Origin of the sequence: Anabaena sp. 4-3, from assembly GCF_001597745.1 — a bacterium.
Classification (GTDB): Bacteria; Cyanobacteriota; Cyanobacteriia; order Cyanobacteriales; family Nostocaceae; genus Trichormus.
This window is the reverse complement of record NZ_LUHJ01000035.1, coordinates 80,834-95,971: the sequence shown is the minus strand read 5'-3', so window position 1 is coordinate 95,971 and position 15,138 is coordinate 80,834. Positions and strand designations below refer to the sequence as shown.

The following is a 15,138-nucleotide window of genomic DNA, read 5'->3' as shown; positions in this document are numbered from 1 at the left end:
TGAAAGGTGTTAATTGAATTTCAATGATTTACTATCAAAGGCAGATGAAGAAACACTACAACAACTTTTGGGTAGTGCAACTTTTCAGTTGCTTAAACTCTTAGAACCTAATTTAGCTCATCCCAGTAAACTCAGAGAAATTCTCTTAACCCTTCATACACCAGAAGAACTATTGTTATCTAAAGAAAAGCGAGATTTATTATTTGATTTAATTAGCCCAGAACAAGCAAAAATACTCGCAGTTGTATTAGAAGCACCTGTAAATCAAGACCCATATCAGGCATTAAAAAAAATTAAAATAAGCGGTGTTTCAGAAAGTAAAAAATATCTCTTTAACTTTTTTGAAATACCCCTTAACTCTAGAAATCAGAATACAATTGCAACACCGACAATTATTGAAAATACTCCCAAATATCCTTTATTTACACACCAACGCCACGCAGTTAAACAAGTTAAAAACTATCTTAGTAAAGAACCTCGTCGTGTGCTTCTTCATCTTCCTACAGGTGCAGGTAAAACCCGTACAGCAATGAATATCATTGCAGACCACCTGAGAAACAATGAACCTACTTTAGTAATTTGGTTAGCATATAGTGAAGAACTTTGTGAACAAGCCGTTACAGAATTTCAAAAAGCATGGGATAGTTTAGGCGATCGCACCATCTCAGTCTATCGCTTTTGGGGTAGCCATGAGTTAGACTTAGCACAAGCCCAAGATGGCTTAGTAGTAGCAGGATTAGCGAAAGTTTATCACGCCACTAAAAAGAGTATTCACTTTATTAATCAATTGGGTGTGCGTTGTTCATTGGTAATTATCGATGAAGCCCATCAAGCAGTAGCCGAAACCTATAAACTCGTCTTAGATGCTTTAGTTATACCCTACGAAAAAACCGCCTTATTAGGTTTAACCGCCACACCCGGAAGGACTTGGGCTGATATTAACACCGATGCACAACTAGCTAAATTTTTCGCCCGGCAAAAAGTTACTTTGGAAATACCAGGTTATGACAACCCAATTGATTATCTCGTTGATCAACAATACCTAGCTAAAGTTAATTATCGTTCCTTATTTTATGAAACTGGGATTGAACTAACTCCCCAAGACTTGAATCGGATTAATACAGAATTAGAAATACCTCAATATATCCTCAATCGGTTAGCAGCAGACGAACAACGCAACCTCCGCATTATTCTAGAACTAGAAGCACTCGCCCAACATCATCAACGGATTATCGTGTTTAATACCTGCGTTGAACACACGCGACTCATTGCTGCAATTTTGCGTTTCCGGGGGTTGAATGCTGATGCGGTGACAGGAGATACCCCCAAATCAGAAAGAGAAAGTATAATTCAAAGTTTTAAAGACGAACAACCGCAAACCAAGATTTTATGTAATTACGGCGTTTTAACCACTGGATTCGACGCACCAAAAACCAGTGCAGCCGTTATCGCCCGTCCTACTAAATCCCTTGTTCTCTACAGCCAAATGGTAGGACGCGCGATTCGCGGACTCAAAGCTGGGGGTAATGCTACCGCCGAAATTGTCACGGTTGTAGATAGTCAACTACCGGGTTTTGATTCAGTAGCATCAGCCTTTCACAATTGGGAAGACGTTTGGAGGAAAACCCATGAATAACGCCCATGACATCGTACCGACTCACCTGGCAGTGCAAGCAATGCGGGATAACGGCTATAAAAACGCCGCCTATGCGATCGCCGAACTAATGGATAATGCAATTCAAGCTGGTGCATCACAGGTAGAGTTATTGTGTGGTGAAGGAAAACAACAAGTAGAAGGAAGAAGGCGATCGCGCATTGAACAGATAGCAGTGTTAGATAATGGTTGTGGTATGGATGCTAACGTTTTGCGTCTAGCCCTGCAATTTGGCAATGGTACATATTTAAATCCAGATAAACACATTGGAATTGGTCGTTTTGGAATGGGTTTACCATCTTCCTCGATTTCCCAATCTCAACGAGTTGATGTGTGGTCATGGCAAAATGGTATAGAAAATGCACTGCATAGTTATCTAGACTTAGAAGAAATCAACAATCGTCAGATGACCGAAGTACCAGAACCCACAGCTAAACCAATGCCGATGATTTGGACAAAAATCGGTCAAAATTTTGGTGACAGTGGCACATTAGTAGTTTGGTCAAAAATAGACCGTTGTATTTGGCGAACCGGGAAAGCAATTATTGATAATTCGGAATTTGTGATTGGGAGAATGTACCGCAAATTTATTAATATCGGTCGAGTCAAAATTCGCATGGTAGCATTTGATGTAGATGCTTTATATAACATAATTCTAGAAAAATATGCCCTACCCAATGACCCTGGTTATCTCATGGAAAAAACTTCATGTCCGCAACCATTTAATAATCAGGCAATGTTCCGACCTTGGGAGGGAGATACATCCTACGAAGCTATTTATACTATTAACTTTAAAGACAAAGAACATGATGTAAAAGTGCGATTTTCTTACGCCAAAGAAGAAGCCCGTCAAGCCGAACCCGGAAAAAATCCCGGCAGTTTGCCACATGGACAACACGCAGCCAAAAACGTAGGTGTTTCTGTAGTGCGTGCTGGAAGAGAATTAGAATTAGACCAAAACCTAGTCAATAATTACGACCCTACAGAACGTTGGTGGGGGATTGAAGTAGAATTTCCGCCATCACTTGATGATATTTTTGGAGTGACAAATAACAAACAATCAGCCCGAAATTTTGGCGAGATTTTACAATTAAATATCGAATCTTTATTAGAAGAAGGAAAAACAGTCTCGCAACTAAAAGAAGAATTACTTCAAGATGAAGATCCAAAACTACCTTTATTAGAATTAGCTTATAAAATTAAAAGCCAACTCAGTCTGATTCGTCGCTTAATCAAAGCCCAGACAAAAGGCACTCGCACCACAGAAAAACGCCATATACACGACCCGTATAAACCCGAAAAAGTAGCTACAACTGTGACTCAAGAAAGGAAATCTCAGGGTTACAAAGGTAAAAGTGATGCAGACGAAGAATTACCCAAACAAGAAAGAAAACAAGCCATTAAAGAAACATTAAAAGAAGAAGGCGTTACAGAAACTAAAGCCGAATTATTAGCAGCTACCACAGTAGATGATGGCTTAAAATATACCTTCGCTGAAGCACCTCTAGATACTCCGGCCTTCTTCTCAGTTAAACCGAGAGGTGGAGCAATTATTGTCACCTTAAATACTAATCATCCCGCTTATCAAAACTTAGTAGAAATACTAGAAGAAGATGTAGATCAAGCCGATATAGATGCTTTACGTTCACGGTTGATGAACTCATTAGATGGACTAAAACTACTACTAATGGCATGGGCAAGATACGAGGATGAACAACCAGATGGTAAACTCAAAGATAATGCTCAAGATACTCGCATTGATTGGGGGAGAGTCGCCAGAAGATTCTTAGAGAATGAGTGATATTAATTCTCACGCAGAGACGCAGAGAATTTCAGGAGTGTTTATAATACATTTTGATAAACTCAAAAAAAACTCTGCGTTCCTCCGCGTTGCCTCAGCGTGCCTCTGCGTTTAAAAAAAGAAAAATGACTAAACAAGAAAAACTCATCTATCTTGACTACCATTCTACCACACCCATTGACCCCAGAGTAGCAGAAAAAGTCATATATTATATAACCACTGGTTTTGGTAACGCTAATAGCGTAGATCATATTTATGGAGATGCAGCAGCGCAAGCAGTTAAACAAGCCCGTCAACAAATAGCTGAATTAATCAACGCTTCTCCCAAAGAAATTATCTTTACATCTGGCGCGACAGAAAGCATTAACTTAGCAATTCAAGGACATATTGCTCAACAGCAAACTCCCGCCAAAATCATAGTTTCCCCAGTGGAACACAAAGCGGTTTTAGATACCTGTAAAGCATTAGCTAAAAAAGGACTGGTAGAAATTATTTGGTTAAAAGTCAACCAACAAGCGCAGATTGATTTAGAACATTTAGAAAAAGTCTGCGCTGGTGGTGCTTCCTTGCTGTGTGTGATGGCGGCTAACAATGAAGTCGGGACAATTTACCCAAGCGAAAAAATTGGGGCGATCGCCTCATCCTACCATATACCTTACTTATGTGATGCATCCCAAGCCATCGGTAAAATTCCCCTAAACTTTCAAGACTGGGGTATTACCTATCTAGCTATTTCTGGACATAAAATCTATGCACCTAAAGGCGTAGGTGCATTAGTAGTGAAAAAAGGCTATGATATTCAACCGATGATTTACGGTGGTGGACAACAACAGGGTATCAGATCCGGTACACTTAATGTCCCCGGAATCGCGGGTTTAGGGGAAGCTTGCAAACTGAGACAATTAGAAATGGAAGGAGATGAAAGTGCGATCGCAATTTTGCGAGATCAACTACAAAACCTACTCCAAGCAGCAATTCCCGACTTAGTAGTTAACGGAGACTTAAACAACCGTTTATCAGGTAACTTGCATATTTCTCTCCCCAACATTCCTAATAGTGCCATAATTGCGAGAATTCGCCACCAATTAGCTATTTCTACAGGTGCAGCTTGTTCATCAGGAGTGATTGCACCATCTCACGTTTTACAAGCGATGAATCTATCTGAGAATATCATCGAGGGAGCCTTAAGAATTAGCATTGGTAAATTTACAACCCCAGCAGAAATTGAAACAGCATCATCTCTATTAATCAGCGCAGTCAAGAAAATTCATCAACTTGTCTAAGCCAAGACTCACGCAACTGGCATATTAGTAGAGTGCATCAGATATCAACCATAAGTTTATTGACAACATTTAAGCAGTCTGACGCACCCTACAAAACTGAAAATAACCCTTTTCACAGCACCTCTGGATACTCCTCATTTATTCTCAGTAAAAATGTGTAATATGAATTCTCACACAGAGGCGCAGAGAGTCGATATGATAATCCTCTGCGTTCCTCCGCGTTCCCTCCGCGTACCTCTGCGTTAAAAAAAAATAAAAAAATGACTACACAAAAAATCTCACTCAACGTCAGGCGAAGCACAGCCAACAACGTAAGCAATGCCCACCCGACAAAAATTCTACACCTCAACCGGACTTTTCACATTTTGCCGTTGTCCAGTTGCAATCAACCACCTACCACCAGAAGGTGCTAAAGTCACACCTCGACGGATAGGTTTAACTGGATAATTCTCCACCAACGCCAAATCGAGATGTGACAACACCGTTGCTAATACCAACTTCATTTCAAACAAAGCAAACGCCATACCCAAACAACGCCGACTACCACCACCAAAAGGTAGATATTCATAAACTGAATATTGCTTTTCTAAAAACCGTTCTGGCTTAAATTGCTCAGGTTGGGGATATAAATCTGGACGACGATGAATTAAATAAATGCAACCTAATAACATTGTTCCCGGCTCAAATTGATGACCCATAATTTCTATAGGTGACTTAACAATGCGCGGGATAGTAATCATAGCGATGGGATAAATGCGGAGTGTTTCTTGACAAACCGCCGTCAGATAAGGAAGGCGAGTAATGTCATTGAAATCTGCATTGGGAAAACTATCTAACTCTGCTAATAGTTGTTCTCGCACTGAGGGTAGATGATGAATCCAGTATAAAGCCCAAGTCAAGGCAGAAGCTGTAGTTTCATGACCTGCGACTAACAAAGTCATTAATTCATCACGTAATTCTACATCAGTCATCGGTTCGCCATTTTCATCACGTGCTGACATCATCAAAGAGAGAATATCGGTACGAGATGGGTCTGGGTTATCTCTGCGTTCTTGGATTTCTGCATACAGTAGTTTGTCAATTTCTTCCCGTTGACGTAAGAAATTCCCCCAAGGACTCCAGCGACCTAAATCTACACGCAATGCTGGGATAAATGATATAGTGGAACGCAAGGCAGAAGAACTTAATTCTAAGAGAGAACACAAACGTTTTTGTAACTGTGTGTAGCGTTCACCTTCATTGAGTCCAAACACTGCTTTTAAAATTATTCGCAGTGTGATTTCTTGCATGGCATCACGCACCGAAAAAGCTGTACCCAGTTGCCAATTACTGATGACATCTTTGGTGATGTTGGTAATAATATCACCGTAAGCCTTCATGCGATCGCCATGAAAAGGGGGAGTTAACAACCGTCGTTGGCGTTGATGCGTTTCACCCGAAAGTAATAGTAACGAGTTATCCCCTAGCAACGGTTGTAAAATTTGGGCTGAACCTCTAGCATCTATCTGTTCTAAAGGTTTGGTAAAAATCTCTTGGACTGCTTGGGGGTTACTGAGAAATACCATTGGCTGTTGGTTAGTTAGCCATAAAGTAAAACACTCCCCATGAGTTTTACCAGATGTTTCCATCAGTTGCAGTGGTTGATAAATCCACCGCCATAGCTGCATAAATTTTGGCATTTGGGGACTATCTGGAAGTGTCATAACCAATAACCTCTGAGCAATATTCCTCCTAAGCTAGCAAAATTCTCAAAAATTGGAAATATTTTTCTAAAATCTATCTATAGATAATTTATACAACCAGGATAATGCAGCTAAACTAACATAAAAATGTTGATGCTTTACACATATTTACATGATAGATGTTTATATTCTTGACCTCCTAATTATTGGGTTACTTTTACTATTTGTCACCCTAAGCTCAGGTTGGATTGCTCGCTTACCCCTTTCTTTTGCGATTATCTATTTATTCGTGGGTATTTTTCTGGGTTCTGAAGGTATCGGGCTAATACAACTCAGACAGAATGAGATATTTAACGCTAAATTACTGGAAAGGTTAACAGAATTTGTCGTCATTGTTTCTGTATTTAGCTGTGGCTTAAAAATTATTCGTCCCTGGCAATTTAGGGTTTGGAATATCACAGCTAGACTGATAGCTTTTTTAATGCCAATTTCTATTTTTGGATTGGCAATTGTCGGGAAGTTATTTTTAGGTATGAGTTGGGGAGAGGCAATTTTATTAGGTGCGATTCTTGCACCTACTGATCCGGTATTAGCTTCGGAAGTTCAACTAACAGATACTAACGACACAGATGAGTTACGCTTTGGTTTAACCTCCGAGGGTGGGTTAAATGATGCTTTAGCTTTTCCCTTTGTTTATTTTGGGCTGTATGCAATTAAAGATAGCAACTGGAACAACTGGTTTAAAGATTGGTTACTCATAGATTTAATCTGGGCGATCGCACTTGGTACCATTATGGGTTTTTTAATAGCTCAAGCAGTGGTTTGGATAGACCAAAAAGTGCAAAAAAAGCGGGCTGTTGATGCAGTCATGGAAGATTTTATCGCTATTAGTGCGATTTTATTAACTTATTCCATCACAGAAATAGTTAATGGCTATGGATTTTTGGCAGTATTTGTAGCTGGCTTATTTGTGCAGTACAGTTATAGAAATCCTCACAAACCTTTGGCACAATTAGAGTTTATTGAACGTTTAGAAAGACTCTTGGAAGTGGCAACAATTTTGTTGTTAGGTTCAATATTATTATGGCAACCAATGCTAAATTATGCCTATCAATCTTTAATAGTTATTGTTTGCTTATTTTTCATAATTCGACCCCTAGGTGCTTGGATTAGCACTATTGCTAAACGCCCTTTACACTTACAACGCCGCAGCTTTCACCCGGCAACTCGTTGGTTATTTGGTTGGTTTGGGATTCGTGGTGTAGGTTCTTTATATTATCTCGCCTATGCCTTGAGTCATGGCTTAAAAGATGAAGCTGCTGAACGAATTTCGTGGATAACTTATACCACGGTTGTAGTTTCTGTAATTGTGCATGGCATTTCTGCAACACCGTTAATGAATTGGTATGAACACAGAATTGCTAGCAAAAAATCGGCTTCTTCTACTCTGAGTGAAGTAGAATAATGTGTTTGAGTATAGAAAAATAGAAAGGTAAGGACTAAAGTCCTTACTACGAACTGTTCTGCAATATCCAAAAACTCCTACAACCAATTATATGCAATTGCAATACCTCTACTTGACATAGATTGTACAAATAAATCAGTTGGTAATGCTGATTCTACAGGCCAAACTCCTGGTTTTTTCAGCTTACCTGATAGTAACAATTGGGCTAAACTACCTGTACCAATACCAGAAGCGATCGCAGTATTTTCATGCACTAAATTTGCACAGTGAATCGCGGTTTCACCATCTTTAATTCCTGTGACTTCTGAACGTACTGCCACCCCAATACCACTAAAATTATTAGTTACATCTGTCATCAGATGGCTAACATGAGATAAAAATTCAATTGTGCTGTGACGCTGCATCAACCACTTGGGAAAAAGATGGGCAGCCATCCAAGTCAAATGATTATAAAAATCTGGAATTGAGCCAAACTTAGTTACTACAGTTTTGACGCTGGGGAAGGCTTGGGGTAATGTAAAAGTTTCTGGCATATCAAACCAGTAAACACCACTGCGGTTGTAGGGTGCGGGAAAATTAATCACTTCTCGATCACTATAGGGCTTGACAAATTGCCATTGATTATTAATCCAAGCTTGGAAAGGATATTGTAAGCCTAAAAAAGTAGTCCGCATGACTGTAACGCCAGCACCACCAGAACCACCAACCAAATAACTTAAATGTATCTTTTCTGCTTGGTCAAATTGTTCCACACCTTGACGCACCATGCTGTTAGAAATACCAGGAAAAATTCCCGTATTGATAATAGCTGTTACCCCAGCATTTACAGCTTGTTCATGATAATTTAAAGCCTTAGTAGTAAATGAACGATGGTCACTTACATCTAAATAATTAACGCCTTGTTCAATGCAGAGTTTGAGAACATTAGCATCACGGTAATGAAACGGCCCAGCACAATGGATGACTAAATCAGAGTTGGCGATCGCCTGCCGCAATTTGTCAACCTCAGCCAAGTCTAACACCAGAAACGGCAAGCCCAACTCCCTATCCGTCTCTGGGGAACGTCCTGTGATAGTAATTTTTGCTGAGGTGTGGGTAGCAATATCCTGGGCGACACTTCTACCTATCCGCCCCCGTCCTCCAAGAATTAATACGCGGTCTGTCATCACTCCACTATGGGCAACAATACCTCTATTTGACCAGTTTTTTGGCACGTTGACATCAGTTACAAGTATGACTTGCCTATTGATTATGCTAGGGAGAGGTAATACCAATTCAAAATTCAAAATTCAAAATTAAGAAATATAGATATCACAAGGGTTTGCGCGTGTCTATCTGTCGCATTCTTTTTTCAAATTGGTATAAGATACTTAAAAGTAGGGTGCCTCAGTACGAGAAACCCTAGCCATACCAAGAAAATCTTCATACTGACGCACCCTACTAACAGTCAATTTGGACAATTTATTTTTTGGTACTCCTTAACCAATACCAAACACAGACCCAACAGTAGACTTAATCGAATCCCGTGCATCTTTAAGTGTCTGGGTAATGGGGTGTTTATTCTGTAAAAATACCCGCGCACAATTGCGTCCCGGCATTCCTGAAATTGAACCACCTGGATGTGTTCCTGCACCCGTTAAAAATAGATTATCAATTGGGGTTTTGTAATTAGCTATTTCTGGTAAGGGGCGGAAAAATACCATTTGATCTAATGTCATATCAATGTGGTAATAATTTCCTTTGTACGCGCCTAGTCTTTCACCTAATTCTGCCGGACTTTCCACACGTCGGGCAATGGTGGCTGTTTTCACATTAGGGGCATAAGTTGCTAACTTATCCACAACTCGATCAGCAACTTGATTTTTTAATTCATCCGTCCAACCAGTACCTTTTAAACCCGTACCTTCTGCGCCAGCAATTTGATAGGGGGCAAAAAATTCAATCCATACAGTATGTTTACCTGGAGGTGCTAAAGTGGGGTCAAGGAAACTGGGCATGACTACATACATCGATGGGTCTGAGTCAGGAATCTCTCCCAAGGTACATTTACTGTGTGCTTGTTCAACATGGGCTACGGAATCTGCAATTAAAATTGACCCCACTAAATACTCATCTTTGTGGGCGTGGTAGGGAAAACGCAGAGGTTCATTTAAAGCCAAGTCAATTTTCAGGATGGTTTCGTTATTATTAACGATACGGCGTTCCAATCTTTCCCATAAATTGGGGTCGGCTGCATCAACATCGCTTTTATCTGTCATTTGTAAAAACAACCGCTTGGCATCAATATTAGATATTACTCCATATTTAGCCCGATATTCAGTCCCACCAGCCACTCTTACACCCACAGCTTTACCATTATCAATTAAGACTTTTTCTACCTGCTGCTCTGTGAGAATTACACCACCTTTAGAGGTAACTAGCTTGACCAAAGCTTGCACTAATGCGCCAGTACCGCCACGAGGTCTAGTCATACCGGGGTTGTGACGCATAGCCATCATAATCGCACCAATGGCGATAGTTTTTTGAGATGGTGGTGCGCCCAGTTCTGATGCTAGTCTAGCTAGGGGTGCTTTGAGAAATTCCGAATCAAACCACTCGTTGAGTAAATCCTCAGCACTGGTCATCATATTACGTACAAAGTCCAGTGTCTTGGATGGAGAACCAATCACAGAAAACAAATCTTTTAATTTGGTGATGTCGTAGTTACCCGCGATATCCATCACTGATTTTGGGGGTGCATTAAACATGGGAATCATTGCACCTATCGCCCGTTGCCAATATTCTGTAAATTCGGCGTATTTCTGGGCATCGCGTTCACTATAACGGGCTATCTCTGCACAGGTCTTTTCTAGGGACTTATGGCCTAAGAAATATTTACCATCTGGATGGGGACAGAAAACAACCGGATCACATTCTAAATATTCTAGACCATATTTGGTTAATTCTAATTCTTCCACCACTGGGCCTAGATGAATAAATTCGTGATCAATGGCGCACAGGTTAAACTTAAATCCTGGTGCTTCTTTTGGTAAACATTCTTCTGTCGTGGCTGCACCACCTGGAACAGCACGCTTTTCTAGCAGCAGGACGCTATAGCCAGCTTTGAGCAAATATGCCGCGCACACTAGCCCGTTATGTCCAGCACCGATAATTACTACATCATACTCTTGCATATCTTTTATTTTAGAATAGAGTGGCTTGATAATCTTACAAAGCGTCAGCCGAAATTACAACCTGGAGAATTAGTTAAAAAATGAGTTCACCATAAATAATAATGATATAATTAATTAGCTAATTCCGTCACAGAATCAGGTACTTGATTCACATTTGCTGCTACTAAAAGAATTAAAGTTTCTTTTTTCGCTTCCAGGCTTTTGATACTTAATTTCGTATCTTCCCATTGCAAATAAGGTAAGTTTGTCAGTTCTTGGAATTTTTGCATCAAAGACACAATGAAGGCTAGAGAAACACCTTCCCCTTCAGTACAGTTAAATCTTTCTAACCTAATGGGATGGGAGGGAGTGCGGGGTCGAAACATGGCTGTAAATCCCAATGGGCGACTATTGTGATTTTCTTGTAGTTGCACTTTCCCCTGCAATTCAATTTGACCATTACCAGGTAAAATTATCTGCATTTGGTGCAAAGTAAAATTTACAGGTTTTCCTGCCACATCTAACTGAAAATTCTGCACTAACTTCCGAGAAAATGGGGAATTTAGGGCATTGTTAATATCAGAAGCTGTCAGGGTAACACGAGCGATGAAATTTACAGGTTTGTTAAGTTTAATCTGCCCAAAAATAGCTGGCAATGGATTAATATCAATACTATCTGTTTGTAGTTTGATTTCTTGGACACGAATATTCTGTTTAGTTACTAATCCTTGTCCAGCAAATGTCATAGCATCGGCTTGTCCTTGCACTATTTTTAAAATATCAGTTTCTACATAAATATCAATTTGTTCTGCCTCTTCTAGCTGATTAGATATACTTCTTTCAGCTACTTGTGAGATAATTTGCTTGTCTAAACTTGGTTGGTCTGACATGAATACATAGTTTTCCAATTTACTATTATTAGTAACTGTAAACGGTAACTATCTCTGAGCGAATCTATAACATGGTATATATCTGAATATTTAGTGTTAGTAGGGGCAGGTTCACCGAGGTCATCATTAATATTTAATGCGCTTTTTCAATCTGCCTTTATGTTAATAATTATTCCTGAATTGTTGAAACAGTCAACTATCTGTGGCTGTTCATGCTGAGAAGTTGACATTAACCTGGCGAAATATTGATCAAATTATTTTAGAATCTAAAAGGTGAGATACTGATAAAAAAATATTTCTATTAGTTGATGCAAAAGATGCAACTTTTTGGTATGTCAGCAGAAAAGGGCAGATGGTTGCTTATTCCCCTGGGTGCAACTGTTTTACTCTGCCTTGGTACTGTGTACTCCTGGAGTATTTTTAGAAAACCCCTGGAAACATTACTGGACATTAATGCTACAGAAAGCCTGTTACCGTTTACGGTGTTGTTAGTGTTTTATGCCATATTCATGCCAATTACTGGCTTTTACATCAACCGCTTCGGTAGTCGTGTAGTCACGGCTGTTGGTGGTGGAATTATGGGACTGGGTTATATTTTGTCTAGTCTGAATGGCAATTTACAAATGCTGACTTTTACCTACGGCGTGATAACAGGTGTGGGCGTGGGTATAGCTTACGGAGTACCTTTAGCAGTTGTAGCTCAATGGTTTCCTGATCAGAAAGGTGTTGCGGTTGGTTTAACTGTCATTGGTTTTGGTCTTTCGCCGTTAATTACAGCACCTTTGGCAAAATCACTTATTGATAGTTATGGAGTGCGGCAAACTTTTGTGATTTTAGGTATAGCTTTTACAGTTATCATTTTAGCGATCGCCACCTTATTAAAAACACCCCCAAAAGACTGGAAACCAGCAGGTTTGAACTCTGAAGTTTCAGCCCAGAGAAATACATCTATTAACACTCAAACACCAATACTGCAAACTCCAGCATTTTACGGTTTGTGGCTATGCTACACCCTTGGCACATTCTCAGGACTGGCTGCAATTGGGATTTCTAGCCCTTTAGCTCAAGAAATTATTAAACTAGATGAGGCAACAGCAGCAAGTACAGTTTCCTTATTTGCAGTGTTTAATGCTGTAGGACGGTTATTTTTTGGGTGGCTAACTGACCGCTTTAGTCCTAAACTGGGGGCAATTGTCTCCTATACATTAGTATTAATTGCTTCGTTAATCATGCTCAAGGCTGGGGCAGGTGCTGTAGCTAGTTATTTAGTGGCGTTTTCCCTATTTTACTTTTCTTTTGGGGGATGGTTAGCGATCGCACCCACCACTACCTTAATCTTATTTTCCGCCGCCGACTATGCCAAAAATTACGGTATCGTCTTTACAGCTTACGGTGCAGGTGCTTTAGGCGGCACTTTGCTAGCTGGCAGAATTAGAGATATCTTCGGCAGTTACACAGTTTTCTTCTATCCGACGACAGCATTAGCAATTTTAGGTATTATCTTAGCTGTCTTCATGCTCAAACGTAGTTACTCTAACTCTACTGCCAGCCCTGTTAATTAGGGTTGGGGACTGGGGACTAGGGACTGGGGGAGAAAAACTTTTACCAATGACTAATGTACGGGCGGGTTTACTAAGAATTCTCATGACTCTACAAATTATTTGGTAAACCCGCCCCTACTGACTAATGACTAATGCCCCATACCCCATGCCCCATACCTAAACAGTCGTAGTTTCTAAACTCCGAGACTTGATGAAACGCTCGCTCTTAACTACCATCTGAATAGGACGGTTTGGCCCGGTGACTAAACCACGACGCTGGGGTTTAACTTCTGAGTGATCAGCTAAATCTAATTCTCGCATCGTTAAAATTTGAGCGATCGCCAGTTTCATTTCCCATTGGGCAAAGGCTAAACCAATACACCGTCTCGCACCTCCGCCAAAAGGCAAGTATTCGTAGGGTGAAAACTGTCTTTCTAAAAAGCGTTCTGGTTTAAATTGCTTTGGTTCTGGGTATAAATCTTCCCGTTGGTGAGTTAAGTAAATAGAACCCATAACTGGTGTACCTGATGGCAATTCATAACCACCGACAGTGATAGGTGTTTTCACTCTTCTAGGAAAAGTGAGCATCCCCACAGGGTAAATTCGCAAAGTTTCCGAGCAAACCGCAGTTAGATAAGGTAATTTAAAAATCGTATTTGCATCTGGGTTATCCCCTAAACTATCTAATTCTTGTAGAAGTTTTTCCTTAACTTGTGGTAATTTATGAATCCAGTACATAGCCCAAGCGATGGCGGTGGCTGTGGTTTCATGACCTGCTACCAACAGAGTCATCAGTTCATCTCTTAATTCTTGGTCGGTCATCGGTTGACCTTCTGTATCCCTAGCATCCATAAGTAAACTGAGGATATCTGTACGAGATGCGTCTGGATGTTCTCGGCGTTCTTGAATTTCTTCATACATGAGTTGGTCGGCTTGTTGCTGGAGTTGTTGTTGTTCTCCCCAGACTTTTATCGGCCCAAAATCTCTTTGTAAAGCAGGGAAATACAGCGCAGCCACACGCCATAAAGAACTACCAGTTTCCAAAATTTCCCCTAAAAGTTGTTGGAGTTTTTCGGCGCGGACTCCTTTATCCAGACCAAACACAGCTTGCATAATTACCCGCAGGGTAATAGCTTGGCTAACAGTACGAATATTAAAAGGTTGACCTACTGCGTATTGGCTGATAACTTGAGCAGTAACCTCGTTAATAGTTTCACTGTAGCCACGCATTCTTTCACCATGCAAAGGCGGCATGAGTAACTGCCGTTGACGCTGGTGTTCTGCACCACTGAGACTAATTAAAGAACGCTTGCCCAGCAAACCTTCAAATAGACTATTTAAATCTCCTGGTGCTTCTAGTTCCTTGGTATCGTGACTCAAAACCTGCTGTAAGTCTTGGGGGTTGCTGATAAAGACTATCGGAGGCAGTTTTTTATCCAACTTGAGGGCGAAAACGTCGCCATAGCGTTTAGTACACTCCTCCATGTAAGGCATAGGACGAACAACCCAATTGAGCATTTGTAAAACTGCTGGGGTGTTTGGAGTTTTAGGTAGGTGCATAAAAATTAGTGTGAATGTATATTGTTATTTTTACTTATATTGTTGCGCGTTGGGGACTGGAAGGGACTGCTCATCAAACAAGTCAAAAGCCTTCGCGTCAGCGTCACATA

At 40.4% G+C, this 15,138-nt stretch carries 10 protein-coding genes; 5 read left to right on the top strand and 5 right to left on the bottom strand.

Going from position 1 to position 15,138, the window contains the following annotated elements; translation table 11 throughout:
• Positions 1 to 13 precede the first annotated feature (13 nt).
• The 3 genes from A3775_RS10295 to A3775_RS10285 all read left to right on the top strand — a co-directional run bounded on the left by A3775_RS10295 (position 14) and on the right by A3775_RS10285 (position 4,738).
• Positions 14 to 1,636, top strand: a complete 1,623-nt coding sequence (locus A3775_RS10295) for a DEAD/DEAH box helicase (RefSeq protein WP_066378952.1) — start codon at positions 14 to 16, stop codon at positions 1,634 to 1,636.
• Entirely contained in the window at positions 1,629 to 3,455 is a 1,827-nt protein-coding gene (locus A3775_RS10290; protein ID WP_066424847.1) for an ATP-binding protein, read from the top strand. The genes A3775_RS10295 and A3775_RS10290 overlap by 8 nt, the downstream gene beginning before the upstream one ends.
• A 125-nt stretch (positions 3,456 to 3,580) precedes the next feature.
• Positions 3,581 to 4,738, top strand: coding sequence for a cysteine desulfurase family protein (locus A3775_RS10285; protein ID WP_066424845.1), 1,158 nt, complete (start codon positions 3,581 to 3,583; stop codon positions 4,736 to 4,738).
• Between the two features lie 338 nt (positions 4,739 to 5,076).
• Here A3775_RS10285 and A3775_RS10280 read toward each other — a convergent pair whose 3' ends face one another.
• Positions 5,077 to 6,441, bottom strand: coding sequence for a cytochrome P450 (locus A3775_RS10280; protein WP_066378958.1), 1,365 nt, complete (start codon positions 6,439 to 6,441; stop codon positions 5,077 to 5,079).
• Between the two features lie 151 nt (positions 6,442 to 6,592).
• Here A3775_RS10280 and A3775_RS10275 point away from each other — a divergent pair, with 151 nt between their 5' ends.
• A complete protein-coding gene (locus tag A3775_RS10275; protein WP_066378960.1) occupies positions 6,593 to 7,885 on the top strand; it encodes a sodium:proton antiporter in 1,293 nt (430 codons plus the stop codon).
• Positions 7,886 to 7,962: 77 nt separating this feature from the next.
• Here the strand turns inward: A3775_RS10275 and A3775_RS10270 are convergent, their stop codons facing one another.
• From A3775_RS10270 to A3775_RS10260, 3 genes are all read right to left on the bottom strand, one after another.
• The gene (locus A3775_RS10270; protein WP_066424889.1) at positions 7,963 to 9,051 is read right to left on the bottom strand and encodes a saccharopine dehydrogenase family protein; all 1,089 of its coding nucleotides are present in this window, start codon (positions 9,049 to 9,051) and stop codon (positions 7,963 to 7,965) included.
• A 312-nt stretch (positions 9,052 to 9,363) separates the two neighbouring features.
• Entirely contained in the window at positions 9,364 to 11,088 is a 1,725-nt protein-coding gene (gene crtO, locus A3775_RS10265; RefSeq protein WP_255362884.1) for a beta-carotene ketolase CrtO, read from the bottom strand.
• An 80-nt stretch (positions 11,089 to 11,168) separates the two neighbouring features.
• A complete protein-coding gene (locus A3775_RS10260) occupies positions 11,169 to 11,927 on the bottom strand; it encodes a DUF2993 domain-containing protein (RefSeq protein ID WP_066378966.1) in 759 nt (252 codons plus the stop codon).
• Positions 11,928 to 12,259: 332 nt separating this feature from the next.
• Here A3775_RS10260 and A3775_RS10255 point away from each other — a divergent pair, with 332 nt between their 5' ends.
• Positions 12,260 to 13,489: an OFA family MFS transporter gene (locus A3775_RS10255; protein ID WP_231866983.1), complete on the top strand. Its 1,230-nt coding sequence runs from the start codon at positions 12,260 to 12,262 to the stop codon at positions 13,487 to 13,489.
• A gap of 156 nt (positions 13,490 to 13,645) precedes the next feature.
• On the opposite strand, the gene A3775_RS10250 is transcribed toward A3775_RS10255, so the two are convergent.
• On the bottom strand, positions 13,646 to 15,028 hold the full coding sequence (locus A3775_RS10250) for a cytochrome P450 (RefSeq protein WP_066424842.1): 1,383 nt from the start codon (positions 15,026 to 15,028) through the stop codon (positions 13,646 to 13,648).
• Positions 15,029 to 15,138: the final 110 nt, after the last annotated feature.

Bases quoted from the DNA above. Each gene is read 5' to 3' on its own strand.
- A3775_RS10290 (WP_066424847.1), top strand. From the start codon at position 1,629: ATGAATAACGCCCATGACATCGTACCGACTCACCTGGCAGTGCAAGCA.
- A3775_RS10250 (WP_066424842.1), bottom strand. From the start codon at position 15,028: ATGCACCTACCTAAAACTCCAAACACCCCAGCAGTTTTACAAATGCTC.
- A3775_RS10285 (WP_066424845.1), top strand. From the start codon at position 3,581: ATGACTAAACAAGAAAAACTCATCTATCTTGACTACCATTCTACCACA.
- A3775_RS10260 (WP_066378966.1), bottom strand. From the start codon at position 11,927: ATGTCAGACCAACCAAGTTTAGACAAGCAAATTATCTCACAAGTAGCT.
- A3775_RS10280 (WP_066378958.1), bottom strand. From the start codon at position 6,441: ATGACACTTCCAGATAGTCCCCAAATGCCAAAATTTATGCAGCTATGG.
- A3775_RS10270 (WP_066424889.1), bottom strand. From the start codon at position 9,051: ATGACAGACCGCGTATTAATTCTTGGAGGACGGGGGCGGATAGGTAGA.
- A3775_RS10275 (WP_066378960.1), top strand. From the start codon at position 6,593: ATGATAGATGTTTATATTCTTGACCTCCTAATTATTGGGTTACTTTTA.
- A3775_RS10255 (WP_231866983.1), top strand. From the start codon at position 12,260: ATGTCAGCAGAAAAGGGCAGATGGTTGCTTATTCCCCTGGGTGCAACT.